Here is a 19086-nt window from a genome sequence, read left to right as displayed (position 1 = left end):
TGCTTTGACCCCGTATAGCTTGCAGGGCGACATATTCCAGGTAAAAGGAGGCAGCATGAACAGCAGTTATCTTGCCACTATCGATCGCTTTAGCGGTTTGAATGTACTTGTAATCGGCGATGCGATGCTCGATGTTTATCTCGACGGGGCGGCAAACCGTATCTGCAGGGAAGCGCCTGTTCCCATCGTGGATATCAGGGATGTCAAGGCAGTGCCGGGAGGAGCGGCTAATACGGCAGTAAATCTGGCACAACTGGGTGCCACAGTCCACTATCTTTCGGTTGTCGGATGTGATCACGAGGCCGAGTTGCTGAAAGAATCGCTCGTCAGTCATGGCCTCGACATTTCCCTGGTTATCTGCGATCCGGCCCGTCGAACGCTTACCAAACAGCGTGTCGCCGCAGGTACCCAACTGCTGGTGCGTTTTGATGCCGGCACGACAGAGCGGGTATGCAACAAGCACGAGCAGCAGATGATCGATACCCTGAACGAAAAGTTTCATGAGATGGATGCTGTCGTTGTTTCCGATTATGGTTATGGCATTCTCACGGACCCAGTGATCGATGCTCTGCGTGCTTTGCAGAAAAAAAAGGAAAACACTCTGGTAATCGACGCAAAATCGCTCGATAAATACAGCCGGGTTGGGGCGACCGTGGCCAAGCCGAACTATCAGGAACTCGTCACGCTGCTTGCCATCACGGAACCGGCGCCTGTGGGCCAGCGTTCGGAGCAGATCAGGCTCTACGGACAAAAGCTGCTCAAAAAAACCGGAACGAAATATGTTGCGGCTACCATCGATGTCGAAGGCGCATTGCTGTTTCAGCACGGCAAGGAGCCTTATCGCACCTTCTCCAAACCGGTAGAGAACACCCGGGCAGCCGGAGCAGGGGATACCTATGCAGGCGCGCTCACGCTGGCTCTCGCCAGCGGATCATCTATTGAGGTGGCGGGTGAGATTGCCAAGTCTGCCGCGATGGTGATACTTCAAAAATCCCACACCGCCACCTGCACTCAGAACGAACTGCGGCATTACCTGGGAAGCAGCAGTAAATATGTCGCGGACTGGCAAGCCCTGGATAATCGTCTGGATGCGTTCAGAAAAGAAGGCAAGCGCATCGTGTTTACCAACGGGTGCTTCGACCTCCTTCATAGCGGCCATGTCAGCTATCTCGAGCAAGCACGGGCTCTGGGTGACGTTCTGGTGCTCGGCCTCAATTCCGATGCGAGTATAAAACGTCTGAAGGGGAGCAATCGCCCCATCAACAACCTGTATGAACGTATCCGCATCCTCTCGGGATTGGAGTCGGTAACACTCATGACGTCATTCGAAGAAGACACGCCGGTCAATCTTCTCGAAGTCATTCAGCCAAGTTTGTATGTAAAAGGCGGTGACTATACGATCGAAACGCTTCCCGAAGCGCCGGTTGTCCGGGCATACGGCGGAAAAGTGGAAATCATGCCTTTTGTTCAGGACCGATCCACGACAAACATCATATCCAGGATCAAAAGCATGGACAAACAGGTTGCCTAGGCCGGAAAATCAAAATGTTTGCCGGAGCCTGGAAAAATTACAGGAACATATTATGCGTTCGCCCGGACAACATGGGCGATGTGCTGATGAGCCAGCCGGCGATGCGGGCGCTCAAGGAATCGGTTCCGGGCAGAAAAATCACTCTGTTGACTTCCACCGCGGGAGCATGCATTGCTCCCTTCATTCCGGAAGTGGACGAAACGATTCCGTTCGATGTTCCCTGGGTAAAGACGACCGAAACCAATGGAGCGCAACGGTTGCTGGCGCTTGCCGGCGAATTGCTAGCCCTTCAGCTTGATGCCGCAGTAATCTTTACAGTCTATAGCCAGAACCCGTTGCCGGCTGGCATGTTGTGCTATCTGGCGGGTATCAAAGCCGTTCTGGGCTATTGCCGCGAGAATCCTTACCAGCTTATCAATCAGTGGGTGCCGGACAGGGAACCGCTGGACTACGTCGTCCACGAGGTCGAACGGCAGCTTCGCCTGGTCGAGATGGCCGGCGCAAAAACCTCCGATACCCGGCTCCTGCTGAAAATTCCAGAGGAAACGCGGAAAGAAGCAACGGACAGGGTATGGGAGATATTAAATGTAGCCGGCATCCGGGCAGGTATGGGCTGGCTGGTGCTGCATGCGGGCGTCAGTGAAGAAAAGCGTCTTTATCCGGCCAGAGATTATATAACGGCCTGCCAATCGCTCATCAGGCAAGGCTATAAGATCCTGCTCACAGGCAGCGGCAGCGAGCGCGATTATGTAGACCAGATCGCTCGCCAGCTCAGTGATGCCGCGATAAATGTCGCAGGCGAGCTATCCATTGCAGAACTGATTGTCCTGGTCGAAGCGGCACCCGTCTTGATCTCGAATAATACCGGTCCTGTCCATATTGCCACCGCCGTCGGCACCCCCGTGGTGGTACTGTACGCGATGACAAATCCCCAGCACACGCCATGGCAAGTGCCAAGCAAAGTGCTCTACTTCGAGGTGCTGCCGGAACTGAGGACAAAGAACCAGCTGCTTCAGTCCTTCCCCGGATCCTCCACACCCAGGGCTTCACCGGAGGCAATAGTGGCGGCTGTAGGTGAGCTTGTTTCACCACGGAGAAAACACGGATCCTTCATTCCAAGCCCCCTCCGGAATCCAGTCCCCACCTGCAATAGCCTTCCTGACACTGCACTGGCTGCCTGTTTCACTCCGCATAATGAATATGGCATGTGCCCGCCTATTCGATATGGCGAGGATGTATGAAGCCAGCACAAACCCCGGTTGTATTTATATTGCATCGTTCCGGCTCTGGTCTGCAATCCAGGGCGGAAACGACAACGAAGCCGGGCTGCTACTGCATTCCGCAGTTCATTCGCCGGATCAATAACTAGGGCTACATGATGCGGGCAGGCGTTACCGTAGCCATTCCTTCCTACAATCGCCCTACTGCCTTGGCGGTGACCCTTACCGCGCTTTGTTTCCAGCAACACCAGGATTTTGCTGTCGTTATCTCCGACCAGAGCGATCTCCCAGTCTATAGGGATGCCTCTGTGCAGACAGCAATCCGCCTGCTGGAAAAAAAAGGCCATGCGGTTCAGCAGCTGACCAATCTGCCGCGTCGCGGCCTGGCCCAACAACGGCAATTCCTGCTGGATACGATCGATTCGTCATACTGTCTTTACCTCGACGATGACATTCTGCTGGAATCTTTCGTTCTGGGAAACATGCTGCAGGCGCATCGGGAAGAAGAGATCGGATTTGTCGGGCAGGCAGTCATCGGGTTGTCATATCGGGACGATTGCCGCCCTTCGGAACAGGCGATAGAGCTATGGCACGGGCGCGTCGAGCCCGAGATCGTTACTCCCCAGCATGCGAATTGGCAGCGTTATAGCCTGCATAATGCAGCCAATATCCTGCATGTGCAGGAAAAACTGAAACTGACCCCCGACACGCAAAAGAAATACAAGGTCGCCTGGGTGGGAGGCTGCGTGCTGTATGACACCGAAAAATTGCGGGAAACCGGCGGGTTCGAATTCTGGCGGGAGGTGCCGCAAGAACATGCGGGTGAAGACGTTCTTGCACAGTTGAGAGTCATGAAGCGCTACGGCGGCTGTGGTCTTATCCCCTCCGGGGCCTACCATCAGGAAGCACCAACCACTGTAGTCAACAGAAATTTCGATATTCCGAAAGAGCTGGTGTTATGAGCGCGTATGGAAAACCTCAAGCTTAAAAGCTTCGCCCAGCACGACTTTCCTATAGAAGATATAGAGCAAGTGGCAAGGTCAGCCGGGAGCATTATCAGAGCGCACTATACTCGAGGTGTGGGGTGTGAATTCAAGTCCCGGCGGCAGGTGGTAACCATTGCGGACAGAGAATCCGAACAATTCCTGAAAGAAACGCTTCTAAAACTCCACCCGTGCCATTTTTATGGAGAAGAGAGCGGGGGAATCATTATCGAGCAGGGCGACCAGTGGGTCGTCGATCCGTTGGATGGGACTGAAAACATGACGGGATATCCGCCACTTCTTGCCGTCTCCATCGGGCTTCTACGCAACGGAAAACCTGTTCTCGGCGTCATTTACGATCCCATCCATGACACCTTATATAGCGCACAGGAAGAACATCAGCTAAAAATAAATGGAGAAGTTACCCGGGTAAGGAGTTCGCCCGAACCGGCAAACGCGGTTGTGGGACTCGATTTTTCCTCTGAAATGCATACGCGCCCGGAAACACTTGGGCAGCTTTCGCGTATATTGCAACAGGCGCGCGCAGTAAAAGTATTGGGAGTTCCTGTTTTATCGCTGGCCGAAGTGGCAGCGGGAAGGCTCGACCTGTTTTTTCGTCCTTCGACCAAAGCGGCAGATATGGTTGCAGGTGTCTGCATGGTGAGGGTGTCGGGAGGAAAAGTGGTTGATTACGAGGGCATGGAATGGACGATCCATTCGAAGGGGATTATTGCCGGGTCATCTGCAATGATAGAAGCTTATCTCCCCTGTCTTACATAATTCTGACGAAATTACCATATGGGGAAGCTTCGGCCAGTCCTGAGTTACTCACTGGGGTGGAAATGGAGTTGATCGATATTACACAGCGGAGTCAGTTTTATGTTCGGTTTGCTTAAGGACACCCCCGTGGCAGGTAAAGCTGACGCCGTGATCCAGCGGCCGGCCACAGAAGTTTTCGATTTTGTTGGCCCTAATTTACTCGTGAACTATCCCAAGTGGTCGCGGGAAGTTGTAGAGTTGATTCCGTTGACGGATGGACCGGTGCGAATAGGAACGACGTGTCGTCAAGTTCGTATCGATCAGGGGAGGCGCTCGGAGTCTACATTCAGGGTTACAGTATTTCAGCTAGGTCGGCACGTTTGCTTTGAGGGCGTTTCTAATCCGTATCGGTGCGATTACCTTTTCGAGCCCGTTACCCCCACCTCTGCAAGCCGTATTATTTTTACTTTCGAGCTCCTCAGCCTTGATGTATATATGAGACCGTTTGAAAAACTGATTCGTATAGCGATCCAGGAAGGTACGGAAGAGACAGTGAGAAATATAAAAAGACTGGTGGAAGCGCGTTGTTAATATTCCTGCCGCTCACTGCCCATTGGACTGGGCTTTAATATGAGTGGCGGGGGACAAGATAGGAGGCCCCGATGCTTTTCATTGATGATAAAGATCCTGGGTTAATTCCCCGAGTTCTCTGCACCATACTCGATTCTTGTGTCAATGGAGTGACCTTGGCGGATCCTGATATGGAAGATTTGCCCCTCGTCTATGCAAATAAGGCGTTTGCAGACATGACGGGATATACCCAGGAAGAAACTATCGGAAAGAATTGCCGGTTTTTGCAAGGTACAGACCGGGAACAGGAAGAGAGATCGCAAATCCGGACGGCGATAACAAACAAGGAGCCGATCGAAGTCACCCTCAGAAATTATCGTAAAAACGGAGAGCTATTTTACAATCATCTGAAAATTATCCCCCTGTTCGACTCGCAAGGAAAGGTTCTCTACTATTTAGGGGTTCAGTACGATATAACCACTCAGGTTCTGAAAGAAAAGGAGATCGAACGGCTGAGCGGACGCCTTGCCTCGCTCAAGAATAGCTTCTAATCTTGAAACCAGATGACAATGGATTGCCCGCTCGATACCCCGTACCGTACTAGCCACTCCACTCCGAACTAAAGCAAATCCATAAGCTGAACCATAAGCTGAATGGAAAATCGATCTGTTGAAAACGCTGCTGCCCGAGGGACGATTGTTACAAATCTTTTTGAACGTGAAGAAAATATCATTAGCTTGGGTAATAGCAGCGATGCTTGCGGCGTGCGGAGGAATCCCAAAAGGAGTTACTCCAGTCACAGACTTTGACATCGGTCGCTATCAAGGAGTTTGGTACGAAATTGCTCGGCTCGAGCATTCCTTCGAAAGTGGCTTAAGTGACGTAACAGCAAGCTACGGTTCGCGCGATGACGGAGGCATTGACGTAGTAAACCGCGGGTGTGATGTCGAGAAAGGCAAGTGGCGCGTAGCAAAGGGGAGAGCTTACCCCGCAACAACAGCGGACATTGGATATCTCAAGGTTTCCTTTTTTGGTCCTTTCTATGCCTCGTATGTGGTGTTTGATCTGGATAAGGCCGCCTATCAGTATTCGTTTGTGACTGGACCGGATCGAAACTACCTTTGGCTTCTGGCGAGAACTCCTCATGTCCAAGAGGAAGTTTTGAAAAAATTCATCAGAGAGTCAAATAAGCTGGGTTTTAATACAGAGAAGCTTATTTTTGTTAAACATCATTCCGCGCCCTGCAACGCGGCAGGATGACTTAAATAAAGCACAGGGAATTGAAGGCGCGACCATTCGGCATCGCCTGCACATTGTCATCGCTGTTTGAGTATTTGTGCGAGAAAAATGCGGGGACGCGCATAAATCCTTCTGCCAGCAGTTACCTTCCCTCCAGCAACGCTTTCAATTCATACTTTTCCCGATCGATTTCTCCTCGTGTACGTACGCCCAGACGCCGAAACAGGGGTAAAGGTGGGCACCATCCCTGCAGCGAATGCTGCAGCAGGAATGACAGTACAACCGTGGGCAACGCCAGCCATTTCCTGTTAACAGTCAGGCCAAGCAAAAGGCCCGTCAAGGCCAATGTCGACGCATTGGCTTCAAGCACGCGCTCTATGTCCCACTCCTGGTCGAGCTCTGCAATGCGTCGATTGATGACTTCCTCGTTGCTGTTGGCATAACGCCGGATATTGCTGTTCGTTTGGCGATCTATTTCGCGGTTCACCTTCGGCGCTGTTGAGTGGCGAACGCGATCTCTGCTCGTTCGGTCTTCCGCATGTAACATGGCTCGTTCTCCTTTGAAGAAGTGATTCCGGGGGAGAGATTCATTTGAGTTTCGGAGGCCAGTAATAACAGGTAAACCTTATTTTTATCTTTATTTTTGAAGATTTCTGTATGGAAAGACACAATTGAGGCAGGAAAAAATTGTTCAATAATTCAATTAATGTGGCCTTGCCTTTATCCTCCCGGTAGCTGGATTAGATACGGCAAAACAAGGAGGCGGGGTCAAAATGAGGGGTTATGCAAGTTTAAGAAGTCCCCGCTTCGGCTTTTGTTCCCTCGCATAAACCGACGAGCGTAGCGGAATCAATGACGTGTTCTTTCATGCTTGCCGCTACATGCGTTTTATCCGCACTTGCAGGCAAATCCAATACCACATTCAGGGCAAATAACTGGAAGTGGTAGTGGTGGGTGCCGTGGAAGTATTTGGGGCAGGGACCTTCATAACCGTGCGTCCCCCCATTGGCAATGCCTTCCGTCCCGCCCGCGGGAATGCTCCCGGCGGAAACCGTTGCGGTGTCAGGGGGAATATTGAATACCAGCCAATGTACCCAGGGAACGGGTGTCGCATCGCGATCTTCCACGATCAGGACCAGGCTTTTCGTCTCTGCGGGAAGGTCTCCAAACTCCAGGGGAGGGCTGATATTTTCTCCCATGCAGGTATGTGGCTTGAGAACGGGGGTGCGATTAGGAAACGCCGGGCTGGATATGAACATCCGCGACTCCTTTCATTTGATGGCAAAAAAAGACGAGTTAAAACAGGAGAATTGGTTATAAAAATAGCGGAACCCTGGCTTACATGCAATACTGTTGAGCGAAGAAAGTCTGACTGACTTGACTCGTACCGGGAGCGCAAGCATATGGCTCAGATGGGTAATCTGCCAATCAAGAAGATCGCGATTTTCAGGGCCTTGAAGCTGGGGGATTTTCTGTTGTTCGTCCCTGCGCTGCGGGCGATTAGGCGGGCTTTTCCGCAAGCCACCATCGATTATGTCGGGTTGCCCTGGAACAAGGCGCTCGCCGCGCGTTACAATCATTATATCGACGAATTTATCGAATTTCCGGGTTTTCCCGGATTGCCCGAGCATCCCTTCAGGGCTGAAGCAGTCACGGCTTTTCTGGACGGCATGCAGCGGCGACAATACGACCTTGCCCTGCAAATGCATGGCAAAGGTACAGTATCTAATCTTGTCGTCTCTCTTTTCGGGGCGGCTATTGCGGCCGGGTTTGCGAGCGAAGGCAACTCTCACTGGCCTAACCGCGATTTCTTCATGCCATACCCCTCCAGGCAGCCTGAGTTGCTAAGGAATCTGGCGTTACTCGAGTTTCTCGGCATGGAGCAGGCTGATCGCGCGGCGGACAGAACCATGGAATTTCCGTTATTGGACATGGACTGCCAGAAACTTCGGGAACTGCAAGAATATGGGACTATTCGTGATAAACCTTATGTCTGCCTGCATCCCGGCGCGATTTCCGCAACCCCCTGGCCTGCTGCTCATTTCGCGGAGGTGGCGGACAGGTGTATTCGGCAGGGTTTGAAAGTGGTGTTGACGGGTACTGCGGAAGAGAAGCCGCTCACGCAAGCGGTCGCCGGGAAAATGACGGGTACGGCGATTGATCTTGCCGGTAAAACCGCCATCGGGGCACTCGCCGCCCTTCTGAAGGGCAGCCGGGCGGTGATCTCGAATGACACGGGAGTTGCGCATTTGGCGGTAGCGGTCGATGCCCCGAGTGTCACCGTCTTTACCACGACCGATCCGCTGATTTGGGGTCCGTTGGATCAGGTTCATCATCGGGTTGTTTCGGGAAACGACGTGAAGACGCCGGAAATGGCAATACGGGCGCTGGAGGAATTAATTGGGCGTTAATATGAAAGTAAAGGAGAATCAAGGAAGAAAGGAGGAGAAATTGCGGGTTCTTACCTGGCATATTCATGGCAACTACCTTTACTATCTCACTCAGGCGCCGCTGGAGTTTTATTTGCCTAAAGGAGAGGGTGCAGGCTATGGCGGCCGCGCGCTCGGTTTCGATTGGGGGGACAACGTGCACGACGTGCCCATCGAACAGGTGAAGGATCTCGATTTTGACGTGATCCTGTTTCAGCATCGCAAGAACTACGAAATTGACCAGTACGAAATCCTGTCCGAGGCACAGCGGCGGCTCCCCAAAATTTACCTCGAACACGATCCCCCACAGGAACATCCAACCAATACTGCCCACTGGGTGGACGATCCTTCCATGCTTCTGGTCCACGTAACCGATTTCAACCGCCTGATGTGGGATAGTAACGGAACACCGACCGTCGTCATCGATCATGGGGTAATGGTGCCGGACAACGTGAAATATACGGGAGAACACGCCAGAGGCATCGTCGTGGTGAACAACATGCACAAGCGCGGTCGCCGCCTCGGTCTCGATGTATTCGAGAAAATCCGTGAACAGATACCGTTGGACCTGGTGGGGATGGGGTCAACGGAACTGGGTGGCCTGGGGGAAGTGTCGCATGAGGAACTGCCTGCTCTCGTCGCCGGATATCGTTTCTTCTTCAACCCCATTCGTTATACCAGCCTCGGCCTATCCGTCTGCGAAGCGATGATGACGGGATTGCCCATCGTAGGGCTTGCGACAACCGAGATGGTCACCGCGGTTGAAAACGGCAAAAGGGGCTATGTCGAAACGGACGTGGACAAGCTGATCGAACGGATGCGTTATCTGCTCGACGATCACGATCATGCGCGGGAATTGAGCCGAAACGCGCGGGAGTACGCAACCCGCCGATTCGGCATCCAACGGTTTGCCAACGACTGGCAAAGAGTCGTCAGCAATCTTGTTCGGAATGCTCACTGAAAAACGCTGGCTTAGTGTTCGGGCTCAATGCTCAGTCGTCAGGCCCAATAATTCAGTGGCCAATGCAAGAACCTCTGCAACCGGTACACTTTCCACGAATGAGTACGGATGACTGCAGTCGGATGTCTGCGGCTGAAACGGCCAGGGCGAAACAGGCCTGATGCCGCATTGGGGACATTCAAGCTGCCAACCGATCGCGAGCCGGTGCCGGTCGCGGCTGAGCGGACCCCAGTTGAGGATGTTGGGGGCCCAGTAAATTCCCACTGTACGTGCGCCCACCGCGCGTGCCAGATGGAGCGGGCCGGTATCGTTGCTGATGACGAGCGCGCTATGCTGTAAGAGGGCAGCCAGACCGCACAGGCCAAGTCGGGTACAGGGAATCGCAGGCCGACTCATGGCCCGAATGACAGTCGCCACGCGCTCTTCTTCTTTCGGCGTTCCTGTCACGACAACTGCATATCCTTTTTCGAGCAGGCAATCTGCGGCCTCGGCAAACCTGACTGCAGGCCATACCCTGCGGATATCATCCGCGCCCGGGTGGATAACGACATAGGGTTTGCCCTTGATCGTCTGGCGGACCGATTCTGTCTCCTGTTCGTCGGATTCCGTCACCTCGATGCGCGGTTCGAATCCGGTACTCGTGGTACGAGCGCCAATTAAGGAGGCCACTTCGAGATTGCGCAGAACCTCGCTCTGGTAATGCACATAGGGAATGGAACGGTCGAGGGATTCGGCAGGCGGGTTGCACATGCCTGCCGTCACGCGGGCGGCAAATTTATTGATGAAGGGATTGACGGATTTACCATCCCCTTGCATATGAATGACGACATCGAGCTTCTCGCCTTGCATCGCTTGGCAGAACAGTTCTACTTCGACAGGGTAGACACCGCTGCCTGTGGAGGGAACGCGGCCTTTGGACTCAACCGGATCATTGACACCGGCAAGTGGGGGAAGGCTGAGAACACGGTCAACCGGCGACGGGCGGCCGGAGAAGAATTCCTTTACCCACGGCTTGGCGAGCAGGATGAGTTCTGCCTCGGGATATGTCCGTTTAATCGCATCCAGGGCGGGCAGGATGACGATAAAGTCACCCACCGCCTTGGCATGGAGAACCGCGATTTTGCGGGGTGAGAAAGGGAGAACGGGGGGGAAATTACGTGCTGCCAATGTCAGTAAAAAAGTTATTATTGTTCTCTATTCCCGGCATCGTCTCATTGCCTCTGCACGTTTCATCCTTCGGAGACGTAAATTCTCGCGGACTTTATCTGCCCCTAAGGCACTCGGATTTATTTGATCTGCCCGATTGCCTTGCTTACATCCGCGGGCGTCTCATAGTCCTCATCCGGCAACTGTTCGAGGGTCTGCATTATATTCTCGTCAGCGCCCTTGGATTTGGCATGATCCACGAGTTCATCCTTGTTCGCGGGGTAATCCACACCAGACAGGAATTTCTGGACCTGAATCGGGTTCGCTTTTGCCATGGTTCCTCCATTTATCGCGATCGTTATCTCGGTTGCCTCACATTCAGAACTCAGTGTAGTTCATTTCCTGGCAGATTTCCGTGTAACTTTGATTTAATGAGAGAAGCAAATGACGAAGAAGCGGCGTGCGATGCAAGGCAATGCGCAGGCCACGATGAAGTTGCAAATCCGGGTATGTGTGTTGGCGAACTGAAATAAAACCTGATCAGAGCAAGAATAAAGTCCTCAATGACGGGCGGAACAGCTCCCAATCATTTAAATATAAACCACTTAAGGAGGCAGGCATGAACAACATAATCTGGTGGGTGGGTTTTATTGTTATCCTTCTCGCAGTCTTGAGTTTCCTCGGATTGCGTTAAGAAGTGGTGGCGCCAGCGGTTACTCCTGGGAGCGACAGGCTGTTTTTCGTCAACCACGATTGCGGCGTGAACAGCAATTCTCCACCGGGGTAATCGTGGCCTTATTAGGCATCCCTAACAGATGCTTGCCGTTGCATGGGGATTTGCGCTACGTTTTGCTCTGACTAGATCAGAGTTTGTTGAAATTTTCTTTATGAATCAATTATTTGTGTAATAGGAAATCGGTAATGGTGACTGCTGATCAGATTGTTAACACCGCAGTTGAGCTTGGCGAACAGAAATCATGGGAGGCTGTACGCCTGCATGATGTGGCAGCTGCGCTGGGCATCACCCTGAATGACGTGCATGCGCATTTTCGTGAGAAAGAGGATATCGTTGAAGCCTGGTTCGAGCGGGCAGACAGTGCGATGCTCCGGATAGCGCGGGCGCCGGACTTTTCCTTCCTGACGCCGCGGCAGCGTCTGCACCGGCTGATCATGGCTTGGCTCGCGTCTCTTTACCCTTACCGCAAGGCTACAAGGCAAATGATCTATGGCAAACTGGAGCCAGGTCATCTGCACGTTCAGATTCCCGGATTGATGCGCGTCCGCCGTACTGTGCAATGGATGCGGGAGGCTGCGGGGAGGGATGCTACGTACCTCCGGCGCGCATTGGAAGAAAGTGCGCTTACTTCAATTTATCTGGCGACATTTGCTCACTGGATGAACGACAGTTCGTCCGGTTCTTCCAGGACGAGCCGATTTCTGGATGGATGCCTGTCCGTAGGTGAAAACCTGGATCGAATGCTATTTTTCCATCGGCGCGGCGGAGAAAGAACGGATAGTGGAGAAGCGCCCCAGGGTACATAAGGGTAGTTCGTTTCGCGTATCCGTGGCAGGCATTCTGTTGCATCGCTGCGCTCGGTATAGGCATTCATAGAGCCGGTGATGTGATCAACGTCAAAAAACCATCGGTTAAAGGAGGCTCAGGTTCACGCCTTCCCTCAACCGCTCTCACCCTTCAACTGGAAGACTGTCGTCAGCCATGACGACTATGAGATAGCCTCGGGTAATGTGGGGCGTACGCGAGAACTTGAGGTCTCCGCTGCCGAGAGCGGTCTGCCGAGCGGGAAGCGATAGCCGCGGGTTATCAGCCTGTTTCAACAGCAAAATGGAGACACTCTGGTATTCGGACTCTGTCGCGAAGGCCCGCAGGATCCTGGCATCTCGCAGCGACCCTGGGTTCTTCGGAAGAGACTGACGCGGCACCGCGATTTTTCCCGGAATCGCGCTTCACCGCGTTTCCCGCCCCATTCTTTTCTTCGCTAGCCGTTTCTGTGCGGATTCAAGCCCTTCAAACAAAGTAGCCCATTCAATTTTGGTGGGGAGTCGCGGTTTTCGCTTCCACCCTCCACTGTATTTCGATGCCCTCGCGGATAGTCGCCTCTTTTCACCCTTCTGTCGCTGAATTTCGGGCCGTATAAGGTTTGGTAGGGGATGGACCGGATCCCTCCCGCTCGGAATATGCCGAGTCCATTTATCCTCCTCTATCCCTGGTATCACCCTTTATCACCTCAGCTCGCTCCCTTCCACTCAACCTCGATAAAAGTTGATATTAGTCAAGGTTTCACCTCGTGCCGAGGCATACGATTCGATACCGGATAAGAGAATCCGATTATCTTTAATAACCCTACTCGTGAACCAAATATTCGGGAATCAATGAGGAAAACATGAAGATCAACGTACCCTCCGCCCTTGCAGGAGTCATGACGTACGTGACGTATCCCGGACTGGCGATGGCGGCGGCCGACCCCTACCAGTTAAATCTGCCCGAGCCGCAGACAGCCATTGCCCAGCAGATCTACGACCAGCACATGCTGGTTCTGTGGATTTGTCTGGCGATTTTCATCGGCGTGTTCGGCGTGATGTTCTATTCGGTAGTCCAGCATCGCAAATCCAAGGGCTATAAGGCGGCCAATTTCCATCACAGCACCACGGTCGAGATCATCTGGACGGCGATCCCGTTCCTGATCCTGATCGGCATGGCCTTTCCTGCCACCAAGACCGTGATTGCCATGAAGGATACGTCCAACCCGGACATCACGGTCAAGGCGACGGGTTATCAGTGGAAATGGGGTTATGACTACCTGACGGGTGAAGGGGAGGGGATCGGTTTCCTGAGCGCTCTTGCCACGCCCAAGGCGCAGATCGAGAATGCGGCGCCCAAGGGGGAGAATTATCTTCTGGAAGTGGACAAGCCCCTGGTGGTGCCGACGGGCAAGAAAGTGCGGGTGCTGATCACTGCCAATGACGTGCTGCACGCCTGGTGGGTACCGGCGCTAGGCGTGAAGCAGGACGCTATCCCAGGCTTCATCCGTGACGTGTGGTTCAACATCGAGAAGCCCGGCACCTATCGCGGCCAGTGCGCCGAGTTGTGCGGCAAGGAGCATGGCTTCATGCCGATCGTGGTAGAGGCGGTGGAGCCTGAGAAATACGCTGCCTGGGTGGCAGAGCAGAAAACCAAGCTGGCGGCAGTGGCGGTGGACGTCAACAAGGAGTTCGGGCTGGACGAGCTCAAGGCCAAGGGCGAAGCGGTGTATAACGCCAACTGCGCGGCCTGTCACCAGGCCAACGGGCAGGGCGTGCCCGGCACCTTCCCCGCCATCGCCGGATCGAAGGTTGCCACCGGGCCCAAGGACGGCCACATCAATATCGTCATGAACGGCAAGAGCGGCACGGCAATGGCGCCATTCAAGCATCTGTCGGACGTGGATATTGCCTCGGTGATCACCTACCAGCGCAATTCCTTCGGCAATTCGACGGGCGATGCCGTCCAGCCATCCGAAATCAATCAACACAGATAATAGCCTCAAGGAGGAAACCATGGCAGCAATACCCGATCACGATGTCGTGCATGGCGCCGAGCACGCGCACGACCACCCCACCGGCCTGATGCGGTGGCTGACTACCACGAATCACAAGGATATCGGTACGCTTTATCTCTGGTTCAGCTTCATCATGTTCCTCACGGGGGGCGTGATGGCGCTGACCATCCGGGCCGAGTTATTTCAGCCAGGTATACAGATCGTCAATCCCGAATTTTTTAACCAGCTCACCACCATGCACGGCTTGGTGATGGTGTTCGGCGCCATCATGCCGGCCTTCGTCGGTTTTGCCAACTGGCAGATACCGATGATGATCGGCGCTCCCGACATGGCCTTCGCGCGAATGAACAACTGGAGCTTCTGGCTGCTGCCTCCTGCGGCATTGTTGCTCATCGCTTCTTTCTTCGTGCCCGGCGGCGCTGCTGCCGGGGGCTGGACTTTCTATCCTCCGCTGTCGGTCCAAATGGGCATCGGGATGGACATGATGATTTTCGCCATTCATATACTTGGCGCCTCTTCCATCATGGGCTCGATCAACATCATCACCACCATTCTCAACATGCGCGCCCCTGGCATGACCCTGATGAAGATGCCCATGTTCGTGTGGACCTGGCTGATTACCGCTTATCTGCTGGTGCTGGTCATGCCGGTGCTCGCCGGTGTGGTGACCATGCTGCTGACCGACCGTAACTTCGGCACCAATTTCTTCAATGCGGCGGGTGGGGGTGATCCCGTGCTGTTCCAGCATGTTTTCTGGTTCTTCGGTCACCCGGAAGTCTACATCATGATCCTGCCGTCATTCGGCATTGTCTCCGAGGTAATTCCCGCTTTTTCCCGCAAACCGCTGTTCGGTTATTCCTCGATGGTGTATGCAACTGCTTCCATCGCCATTCTTTCCTGCATCGTCTGGGCGCACCATATGTTCACCGCAGGCATGCCTGTAACCGGACAACTGTTCTTCATGTACGGCACCATGCTGATCGCGGTTCCGACGGGCGTGAAGGTATTCAACTGGACCGCCACGATGTGGCGTGGTTCCATGACCTTTGAAACACCCATGCTGTTTTCCATCGGCTTCATTTTCCTGTTCGTCATCGGAGGTTTTAGCGGCGTGGTCTGCGCTATTGTCCCGATCGATGTGCAGGTGCAGGATACCTACTATGTGATCGCGCACTTCCACTACGTGCTGGTATCCGGTTCGCTCTTTGCCATCTTCGCCGGAGCGTACTACTGGCTGCCCAAGTGGACGGGTCACATGTATGACGAGACGTTGGGCAAATGGCATTTCTGGTTGTCGATGTTCTTCTTCAACCTCACCTTCTTCGTGCAGCACTTCCTGGGATTGGCCGGCATGCCGCGCCGCATCCCCGACTATGCGCTGCAATTTGCGGACTTCAACATGATTTCCAGCATAGGAGCATTCGGATTCGGTACGACCCAATTGTTGTTCCTCTATGTAGTGCTGAAGTGCATTCGCGGAGGAGCAAAGGCGCCCCAGAAACCGTGGGAGGGTGCAAAAACACTGGAGTGGACCCTGCCCTCGCCGGCGCCGTATCACAGCTTTGAAACGCCGCCGCTCGTGAAGTAGTCCGCTAATCGATATAAACAGGAGATCGTCATGTCGAAAAATATGGATATGCCGCAACCCGTAAGCCTGTCGGAAGACGAGGAGATCGAGAGGAAGCTCTCAGCAATCAGAACGGCTCTTTATGCGCTGGCTTTCTCTCTGGTGGTGCCCCTTATGCAATATTTTTGGCAATAGCTGCTGTCGAAACCAGTCGGCATCTTATCGATCAAACTCTAAAGAGAGAAAAAAGTGAGTCAAGAAGCGAGTCATTACTACGTTCCGGCGCCGTCACCCTGGCCAATAACCGGTGCAATCGCGCTGTTATTCATGGGTTTCGGCGCCGCATTTTCCGTCAACCGGCTTCCCCTGGGTTATGGATTGCTGGCGACGGGCTTTGCCATACTCGTCTACATGCTTTTCGGATGGTTTAGCACCGTTGCCCGCGAAAGCGAGAGCGGCAAATTCAACAAGCAGGTCGATAAGTCTTTCCGCTGGGGAATGAGCTGGTTCATCTTTACGGAAGTCATGTTTTTCGGGGCTTTTTTTGGCGCGCTGTATTACATGCGCATGCATTCCGTTCCGGACCTTGCCGACCTGGACAACAAAATACTGTGGCCCGACTTCACCGCCGAATGGCCCACGGCAGGTCCCGGAATCACCGAGAAATTCATGCCGATGGGGCCTTGGGGTCTCCCCGCGCTCAATACCCTGCTGCTGCTGACCTCGGGCGTGACCGTCACCTGGGCGCACTGGGCACTGAAGCTGAACAAGCGCGGGCAGCTCAAACTGGGCCTGTTTCTTACATTCGCCCTCGGATTTCTCTTCGTGGGACTGCAGGCGTACGAGTACGGGCACGCCTACTCGGAGATGAATCTCAAGTTAACTACGGGAGCCTATGGCGCCTCGTTCTTCATGCTGACCGGCTTCCACGGCTTCCACGTGACGGTCGGCTCCATTATGTTGTTCGTCATCTGGTGCCGTGTGCTGAAGGGCCACTTTTCACCCGAGAATCATTTCGGCTTTGAAGGCGTCGCCTGGTATTGGCACTTCGTGGACGTGGTCTGGCTGGGCCTGTTCATATTTGTTTACTGGCTGATATAGGAATTGGTCTTAAAAAAGTTCTAAATATTCACCGTATTTTCTCCGGTTCCCGATGATTCTTTCGCGTACGACCCAATATGCCATTCAGGCCCTCATCTACATGGCAACCCAGCCTCCCGGGGTGGCTGTGCTGAATCGCACAATAGCGGAATGCCTGAGGTCGCCGCCTACTTATCTCGCAAAGATTCTGCAGGAGTTATGCAAGGGCAACCTTTTGTATTCTTTTCGTGGAAAGCAGGGGGGGTTTTGCTTGCGGGAAAGCAGTGACAAGATTAACCTGATGCAGATCGTCAGGATCACCGAGGGCCCGGGATTTACGGAGGATTGTGTTCTGGGGCTGAAAGTTTGCAGCGACACCACCGCTTGTCCCATGCACGCAAAATGGTGGCCGATCAAGCAGGAAATCGTGAAACTTCTGCAAGGCCAGACGCTGGATACCTTGGCTGCGATGGTGGTAAGCGGCAAGTATCAGTTAACGGATTTTCCCGGAGCGGTTCTCGGCAACATCGAGCTGCCGGCATAGCCATCCAATTTATTGCCTATAGGTCCTCACATGTCAAAACACGCACTCAAGCTGATACCTTCCTCAACGGAGCACGCGGATGTACCCAATGATTGCAAGAATTGCGGGGCGTATCACCTTTGTATGTCCCTCTGGCTCAAAACCGCCGATTCATCCCTGCTTGAGCGCGTGGTAAAAAAGAAGCAGGTATTCAAGCGTGGGGAAGTGCTTTACCGTATGGGCCAGCCGCTGGAGTATATCTATGTCATCCGTGGGGGATCGGTCAAAACCTGCGTGAGCACTGAGGATGGGCAGGTTCAAGTAATGGGTTTTCATGCAGCCGGGGAACTGCTGGGACTTAATGCCATCAGTAATCGGGAGCATAAATGCGAAGCGAGGGCAATGGGAGTGACCTCAGTATGTGAGGTTTCCGTCGAGCGTTTCGAAGAACTGGCCAAGAAGGATCCGGCCATTCAGTATGAGATTCTCAAAATCATGAGTGCCGAAATCCATCATGGTCAGGAATTGCTGCTCCTGCTCGGTAAACACAATGCCGAGGAGCGGATCGCCATTTTTCTGCTCAACTTGTCCAGGCAATTTGAACAGCGGCATTGTTCGGCCACCGAATTCACCTTGTGCATGTCCCGCAGCGATATCGGTAATTATCTCGGTATTGCGGAAGAGACCGTCTGCCGCATATTTGCACGGTTTCAGGACGACGGCCTCATCAGCAGTGAATACCGTAATGTCAAACTCAAGGATATCAAGCGGCTTGAGCAGATTGCCAACCAAAGACCCCAAAGATCCTTGAGGCAAACCAACGTCGCCTCCCTTTACTTCTGAAGTGAAGTAACCTTAGGCAGGGCCGACCGGGTTTTGCAGAGCGGCCCTGCCAGTTCCCCGCTCGGCGGAGATCACCTTCTTTCCGCTTTTTGCTCATTCACCGGCAATACTGCCGAACAATTCCACCATCTGTTTTAGCTGAATCCGGGCTGAGTGCCCTGAGGTGATGCCCTTCCCGGGTCATCCCTTCCCGTGCCGGAGAGAGCTCTTGCGCTTCTCCTGTCTTCCCGTTTGCGAGTCTCATTTCGAGGCGGGACATTTTCCTGCCTGATTCAGTCCGTTCCGGTCTCGGATATATTTTTGTCATTATGATTTAAGCATGATCGACTCTGCGATGGCAGAGCTGGAAAGCGAATACAGCCATGTTAAAAGGCAGTAAGCGGCAGCGAGGGCAGCGAGAAGAAAACCTAATGGCATAGAGCTCCCGGAAAACAACCAGAACATGACATTCATCAACTCTTTTTTGGAGGGCAAGACATATCATGCTTTCGCGATATGAAAATCCGATTATCCATATTCCCTGACTCGAAGCTCAAATAGCCCGTCCGATGCCACTGTCCGTCCTCTTTCCTGCATTCTCATCCGGTCTTCCCCGGAATCACCGCGAGTCCGTTGCTATCGTCAGGAGTGCGATCCGCATCGCGGTCAGGGTGGATGGTGGAGCGCGGCCGCAAGAAT

At 53.5% G+C, this 19086-nt stretch carries 21 protein-coding genes; 16 read left to right on the top strand and 5 right to left on the bottom strand.

What is annotated here, in order from left to right; all coding sequences use genetic code 11:
- Positions 1-55: 55 nt before the first annotated feature.
- The 7 genes from rfaE2 to NMUL_RS09360 all read left to right on the top strand — a co-directional run bounded on the left by rfaE2 (position 56) and on the right by NMUL_RS09360 (position 6323).
- Positions 56-1531 carry a D-glycero-beta-D-manno-heptose 1-phosphate adenylyltransferase gene (rfaE2, locus tag NMUL_RS09390; RefSeq protein ID WP_011381109.1) on the top strand — a complete coding sequence of 492 codons (1476 nt, stop codon included), beginning with the start codon at positions 56-58 and terminating at the stop codon, positions 1529-1531.
- Positions 1532-1545: 14 nt separating this feature from the next.
- Complete coding sequence (locus tag NMUL_RS09385) at positions 1546-2772, top strand: glycosyltransferase family 9 protein (protein WP_011381108.1); 1227 nt, start codon at positions 1546-1548, stop codon at positions 2770-2772.
- Between the two features lie 134 nt (positions 2773-2906).
- On the top strand, positions 2907-3713 hold the full coding sequence (locus tag NMUL_RS09380; RefSeq protein WP_011381107.1) for a glycosyltransferase family 2 protein: 807 nt from the start codon (positions 2907-2909) through the stop codon (positions 3711-3713).
- Positions 3714-3719: 6 nt separating this feature from the next.
- Positions 3720-4514 (top strand): inositol monophosphatase family protein, encoded by a 795-nt coding sequence (locus NMUL_RS09375; protein ID WP_011381106.1) that lies wholly within the window; start codon positions 3720-3722, stop codon positions 4512-4514.
- A gap of 99 nt (positions 4515-4613) precedes the next feature.
- Positions 4614-5084, top strand: a complete 471-nt coding sequence (locus NMUL_RS16660) for an SRPBCC family protein (RefSeq protein ID WP_011381105.1) — start codon at positions 4614-4616, stop codon at positions 5082-5084.
- A 71-nt stretch (positions 5085-5155) separates the two neighbouring features.
- Complete coding sequence (locus NMUL_RS09365; protein ID WP_011381104.1) at positions 5156-5614, top strand: PAS domain-containing protein; 459 nt, start codon at positions 5156-5158, stop codon at positions 5612-5614.
- A 118-nt stretch (positions 5615-5732) separates the two neighbouring features.
- Positions 5733-6323 (top strand): lipocalin family protein, encoded by a 591-nt coding sequence (locus NMUL_RS09360; protein ID WP_238529795.1) that lies wholly within the window; start codon positions 5733-5735, stop codon positions 6321-6323.
- A gap of 121 nt (positions 6324-6444) precedes the next feature.
- Here the strand turns inward: NMUL_RS09360 and NMUL_RS09355 are convergent, their stop codons facing one another.
- Together NMUL_RS09355 and NMUL_RS09350 are read right to left on the bottom strand one after the other, a co-directional pair.
- Complete coding sequence (locus NMUL_RS09355) at positions 6445-6849, bottom strand: hypothetical protein (protein ID WP_011381102.1); 405 nt, start codon at positions 6847-6849, stop codon at positions 6445-6447.
- Between the two features lie 244 nt (positions 6850-7093).
- Positions 7094-7561: a YbhB/YbcL family Raf kinase inhibitor-like protein gene (locus NMUL_RS09350; protein ID WP_011381101.1), complete on the bottom strand. Its 468-nt coding sequence runs from the start codon at positions 7559-7561 to the stop codon at positions 7094-7096.
- Positions 7562-7705: 144 nt separating this feature from the next.
- Here NMUL_RS09350 and NMUL_RS09345 point away from each other — a divergent pair, with 144 nt between their 5' ends.
- Both NMUL_RS09345 and NMUL_RS09340 read left to right on the top strand, forming a co-directional pair.
- The gene (locus NMUL_RS09345) at positions 7706-8713 is read left to right on the top strand and encodes a glycosyltransferase family 9 protein (protein ID WP_011381100.1); all 1008 of its coding nucleotides are present in this window, start codon (positions 7706-7708) and stop codon (positions 8711-8713) included.
- A 40-nt stretch (positions 8714-8753) separates the two neighbouring features.
- Positions 8754-9692, top strand: coding sequence for a glycosyltransferase family 4 protein (locus tag NMUL_RS09340; RefSeq protein ID WP_041353088.1), 939 nt, complete (start codon positions 8754-8756; stop codon positions 9690-9692).
- A gap of 24 nt (positions 9693-9716) precedes the next feature.
- Here the strand turns inward: NMUL_RS09340 and NMUL_RS09335 are convergent, their stop codons facing one another.
- Together NMUL_RS09335 and NMUL_RS09330 are read right to left on the bottom strand one after the other, a co-directional pair.
- Positions 9717-10787 carry a glycosyltransferase family 9 protein gene (locus tag NMUL_RS09335; RefSeq protein ID WP_148235540.1) on the bottom strand — a complete coding sequence of 357 codons (1071 nt, stop codon included), beginning with the start codon at positions 10785-10787 and terminating at the stop codon, positions 9717-9719.
- Between the two features lie 191 nt (positions 10788-10978).
- Positions 10979-11173, bottom strand: coding sequence for a DUF2795 domain-containing protein (locus NMUL_RS09330; protein ID WP_011381097.1), 195 nt, complete (start codon positions 11171-11173; stop codon positions 10979-10981).
- Between the two features lie 586 nt (positions 11174-11759).
- Between NMUL_RS09330 and NMUL_RS09325 the strand changes: the two genes are divergently transcribed.
- Positions 11760-12380 (top strand): TetR/AcrR family transcriptional regulator, encoded by a 621-nt coding sequence (locus tag NMUL_RS09325; protein ID WP_011381096.1) that lies wholly within the window; start codon positions 11760-11762, stop codon positions 12378-12380.
- A 144-nt stretch (positions 12381-12524) separates the two neighbouring features.
- On the opposite strand, the gene NMUL_RS09320 is transcribed toward NMUL_RS09325, so the two are convergent.
- Entirely contained in the window at positions 12525-12779 is a 255-nt protein-coding gene (locus NMUL_RS09320; RefSeq protein ID WP_011381095.1) for a hypothetical protein, read from the bottom strand.
- A 461-nt stretch (positions 12780-13240) separates the two neighbouring features.
- On the opposite strand from NMUL_RS09320, the gene coxB reads away from it, so the two are divergent.
- From coxB to NMUL_RS09295, 6 genes are all read left to right on the top strand, one after another.
- Positions 13241-14374 carry a cytochrome c oxidase subunit II gene (gene coxB, locus NMUL_RS09315; RefSeq protein WP_011381094.1) on the top strand — a complete coding sequence of 378 codons (1134 nt, stop codon included), beginning with the start codon at positions 13241-13243 and terminating at the stop codon, positions 14372-14374.
- Positions 14375-14393: 19 nt separating this feature from the next.
- Positions 14394-15983, top strand: a complete 1590-nt coding sequence (gene ctaD / locus NMUL_RS09310) for a cytochrome c oxidase subunit I (protein ID WP_011381093.1) — start codon at positions 14394-14396, stop codon at positions 15981-15983.
- 30 nt (positions 15984-16013) lie between these two features.
- A complete protein-coding gene (locus tag NMUL_RS15990; protein ID WP_167535575.1) occupies positions 16014-16157 on the top strand; it encodes a hypothetical protein in 144 nt (47 codons plus the stop codon).
- Between the two features lie 54 nt (positions 16158-16211).
- Positions 16212-17063: a cytochrome c oxidase subunit 3 gene (locus NMUL_RS09305; RefSeq protein WP_011381092.1), complete on the top strand. Its 852-nt coding sequence runs from the start codon at positions 16212-16214 to the stop codon at positions 17061-17063.
- A gap of 52 nt (positions 17064-17115) precedes the next feature.
- A complete protein-coding gene (locus tag NMUL_RS09300; RefSeq protein WP_011381091.1) occupies positions 17116-17586 on the top strand; it encodes an RrF2 family transcriptional regulator in 471 nt (156 codons plus the stop codon).
- Between the two features lie 123 nt (positions 17587-17709).
- Positions 17710-18408: a helix-turn-helix domain-containing protein gene (locus NMUL_RS09295; RefSeq protein ID WP_238529794.1), complete on the top strand. Its 699-nt coding sequence runs from the start codon at positions 17710-17712 to the stop codon at positions 18406-18408.
- Positions 18409-19086 lie beyond the last annotated feature (678 nt).

The organism is Nitrosospira multiformis ATCC 25196 (assembly GCF_000196355.1).
Taxonomy (GTDB): Bacteria; Pseudomonadota; Gammaproteobacteria; order Burkholderiales; family Nitrosomonadaceae; genus Nitrosospira; species Nitrosospira multiformis.
This window is presented reverse-complemented; position numbering and strand designations above follow the sequence as displayed.

Coding starts and splice junctions, on each gene's coding strand:
- NMUL_RS09350 (WP_011381101.1), bottom strand. CDS start 7,561: ATGTTCATATCCAGCCCGGCGTTTCCTAATCGCACCCCCGTTCTCAAG.
- rfaE2 (WP_011381109.1), top strand. CDS start 56: ATGAACAGCAGTTATCTTGCCACTATCGATCGCTTTAGCGGTTTGAAT.
- NMUL_RS09330 (WP_011381097.1), bottom strand. CDS start 11,173: ATGGCAAAAGCGAACCCGATTCAGGTCCAGAAATTCCTGTCTGGTGTG.
- NMUL_RS09345 (WP_011381100.1), top strand. CDS start 7,706: ATGGCTCAGATGGGTAATCTGCCAATCAAGAAGATCGCGATTTTCAGG.
- NMUL_RS09380 (WP_011381107.1), top strand. CDS start 2,907: ATGATGCGGGCAGGCGTTACCGTAGCCATTCCTTCCTACAATCGCCCT.
- NMUL_RS09385 (WP_011381108.1), top strand. CDS start 1,546: ATGTTTGCCGGAGCCTGGAAAAATTACAGGAACATATTATGCGTTCGC.
- NMUL_RS09375 (WP_011381106.1), top strand. CDS start 3,720: ATGGAAAACCTCAAGCTTAAAAGCTTCGCCCAGCACGACTTTCCTATA.
- NMUL_RS09365 (WP_011381104.1), top strand. CDS start 5,156: ATGCTTTTCATTGATGATAAAGATCCTGGGTTAATTCCCCGAGTTCTC.
- NMUL_RS09325 (WP_011381096.1), top strand. CDS start 11,760: ATGGTGACTGCTGATCAGATTGTTAACACCGCAGTTGAGCTTGGCGAA.
- coxB (WP_011381094.1), top strand. CDS start 13,241: ATGAAGATCAACGTACCCTCCGCCCTTGCAGGAGTCATGACGTACGTG.
- ctaD (WP_011381093.1), top strand. CDS start 14,394: ATGGCAGCAATACCCGATCACGATGTCGTGCATGGCGCCGAGCACGCG.
- NMUL_RS09300 (WP_011381091.1), top strand. CDS start 17,116: ATGATTCTTTCGCGTACGACCCAATATGCCATTCAGGCCCTCATCTAC.
- NMUL_RS09295 (WP_238529794.1), top strand. CDS start 17,710: ATGTCCCTCTGGCTCAAAACCGCCGATTCATCCCTGCTTGAGCGCGTG.
- NMUL_RS16660 (WP_011381105.1), top strand. CDS start 4,614: ATGTTCGGTTTGCTTAAGGACACCCCCGTGGCAGGTAAAGCTGACGCC.
- NMUL_RS09355 (WP_011381102.1), bottom strand. CDS start 6,849: ATGTTACATGCGGAAGACCGAACGAGCAGAGATCGCGTTCGCCACTCA.
- NMUL_RS15990 (WP_167535575.1), top strand. CDS start 16,014: ATGTCGAAAAATATGGATATGCCGCAACCCGTAAGCCTGTCGGAAGAC.